The organism is Pectinatus cerevisiiphilus (assembly GCF_004341685.1).
Lineage (GTDB): Bacteria > Bacillota > Negativicutes > Selenomonadales > Selenomonadaceae > Pectinatus > Pectinatus cerevisiiphilus.
In genome coordinates, this window is record NZ_SMAA01000038.1 from 1 (window position 1) to 2,556 (window position 2,556).

Annotated in this window: 3 protein-coding genes; all 3 read right to left on the bottom strand. The window is 32.9% G+C overall.

The window, feature by feature from the left end; all coding sequences use genetic code 11:
• Nucleotides 1-195: 195 nt before the first annotated feature.
• Nucleotides 196-1,143 carry an NAD(P)-dependent oxidoreductase gene (locus tag EDC37_RS12140; protein ID WP_132551724.1) on the bottom strand — a complete coding sequence of 316 codons (948 nt, stop codon included), beginning with the start codon at nt 1,141-1,143 and terminating at the stop codon, nt 196-198.
• A 185-nt stretch (nt 1,144-1,328) separates the two neighbouring features.
• A complete protein-coding gene (gene fosX, locus EDC37_RS12145; RefSeq protein ID WP_132551726.1) occupies nt 1,329-1,733 on the bottom strand; it encodes a FosX/FosE/FosI family fosfomycin resistance hydrolase in 405 nt (134 codons plus the stop codon).
• A 373-nt stretch (nt 1,734-2,106) separates the two neighbouring features.
• On the bottom strand, nt 2,107-2,361 hold the full coding sequence (locus EDC37_RS12725; protein WP_165874524.1) for a transposase family protein: 255 nt from the start codon (nt 2,359-2,361) through the stop codon (nt 2,107-2,109).
• Nucleotides 2,362-2,556 lie beyond the last annotated feature (195 nt).

Here is a 2,556-nt window from a genome sequence, read left to right on the forward strand (position 1 = left end):
AAGCTGGCAGGCTTATTTACAGGTTAGCACATTAGGGTTCACCGCTTAAGCTCTCTGGAACCACGCGACTATCGCGTGGTTTTCTTTTATACAAATAAAAGATACCCACTGGAAAATAAATTCTGGTGGGTATCTTTTTGTGTATAAAAATTTCTGTAAAAAATCCTATAACATGCTTATTTTGTTGTACCAAAACTATAATAACTGATTGAGCTTACTTTCAGGTTCTTTACCATTTTCTACACGTTTTATATTATTCACAAAGAAATCATACCTTTTCTTATGAAATTTACGGCTATCCGGCATTCCTGCTGTATGGGGAGTCAATATCACATTATCCAGTTCCCGCAGTTCACTATCAAGTGACAGAGGTTCAGATTCAAATACATCTAGGCAGGCACCTGCAATATTATTGTTTTTTAATGCATCTATCAAATCTTTTTCATTGACGATTCCGCCGCGAGCTGTATTGATAAACAGCGCTGAATCTTTCATTTTCTTAAATGTAGATTTATTGATTAACTGTTTAGTTTGTTGATTCAAAGGTATATGTACACTGATTATGTCTGATGCGCTTAAAAGAGTATCGAGATCTACTATTTTTATAAAGCTATCAGATTGAACCACCGGATTTCTAACATATGACAGCACATTCATATCAAATACCTGGCAGAACTTAGCAACTTTTTTGCCGATAGCACCCAAGCCGATAATCCCGATCGTTTTTCCTGCTAGCTCACTGCTGGTATAAGCCAATTCATCTTCGTTGATCTTATTTTTCATGAAAGAATCAAGAAATGGTATATTTTTATAATAAGATAAGATTAATGCCATCACATGCTCAGCTACTGCTTGTGCATTGACTCCGGCAGAATTTGCCGCCCAAACACCGAACTGCGTACAAGCATCTATATCTATATTATCAAATCCAGCCCCTGTCTGTACTAATTTTAAATTTTTGGCCATAGAAAGCAAGCTGCTATCTACTTTAACATGTTCAGGGATGAGTACCTGACAATCTTCCATATGATGCAGCATTTCTTTTCCAGGAGGGACAATTACAATATCCCAATCTTTGGGAAAACACCTTACAATTTTTGTCTTTGCTGTCTCGTTAAAATAACCGACAAGAAGAATTTTCATTACTAAACCACCTTTCATTTTTTATACTATATTTCGAAGCAAATCTATTTGAAGCTTGTAATTATAAATCTGGCATAAAGATGTTGTATAACATTAAATTTCAGTTAATATGCTATAGTTTACATATTTATACCTAAAAATTTTTAATAGAATTATTTTATAACAAGACTAGGTTGGTTGTTTTGTCATTTCATTTTATATCTTTCTAATCGCCGAGAAAGTGTTCCAGTATGTATTTCAAATAAATGGTTATCGAAATCGTAAAAATATAATGACCGACCTTCGCCTTCTATGCGTGGTCGTGGAGATCTAAAATCTAAACATAGTTTTCGAATACGCGATTCATATATTTCAAAATCTGCTTCTGGTACTTTAAATGCAATATGATTGTAGGTGCGAATTGGAAAAGCTTCACCTTCCATGATGGCAATCCATTGCCCACCAATCATGAAGAATTTTTCTTTTGCTATTGAGAATGTAGCATCTCCGCTAGAATAAACTTCTGTAGCCTCAAATATTTGTTCGAAAAATTTAGTTGCTAGTTCAAGATCTCTAACAATAAAAGTTATGTGACTGATGCCTTCTATCATCTGATTCCCTCCTATACAGTCATTAATTTACCATCTTTCCATAAGTTCAGAAATCATCTCCTTAATTGCATACTAGTTTATATCATGCCATTTCTCAAAACATCGCTTGCATTAGGGCAATAGCTGATTTTGCTATATAATCTCTCCCTATACAAGTAATTATTGACAAGCAATTTTATTATTGATAATTTTACATATATAGAATAATAATGTAAATGGTAATTAGTAAAACCTCCAAGTTGGTATTTAGATTTTAGATTCATCGTCAATGTTTGGTGTTATGAAAAATTCAAGGTAGTATAAGAGCAGTAGGAATATTCTCCTGCTGCTTTTGTATAATTAACAAATATGAAAGATTACAAATATCTGCAATTTACTTTGTATTAAATAATTTACTGGCATAATACAGGACACTTTTTCTCAAATCTGTGAATATGAACTTATATTTGAACAATAAGCTATTTTTCTCATAAAATCGCTTATTACAGTGAGGGCACTTATACCGACGCTTTTTTATCAAAATCGTGTATTGGGTATACGCTACAGGCAAATGTTTAACTTTTTGTAATTTATAATCATGTATCTTCCTTGTTTCATTTTTACACTGTGGGTATATATGCGGTTTCACTGGTAGACAGATAGTAATTACATTGCCATCTGTCCTTGTTACGTTAAATCCTTTTAAATTTAATAATCCTATAGTATAATCTTATTGAGCATAAAACATCGTAAGCGATCAATCAAATAGTGTATAGCAATAATGCCGCTAATCCTGTATTGTAGTTACAAGGGTTAGCGGCATTTCATATATGTTTGCACATTA

What these genes read in the sequence shown, in the direction of transcription:
- EDC37_RS12140 (WP_132551724.1), bottom strand. Translation starts at nt 1,143, where the DNA reads ATGAAAATTCTTCTTGTCGGTTATTTTAACGAGACAGCAAAGACAAAA.
- fosX (WP_132551726.1), bottom strand. Translation starts at nt 1,733, where the DNA reads ATGATAGAAGGCATCAGTCACATAACTTTTATTGTTAGAGATCTTGAA.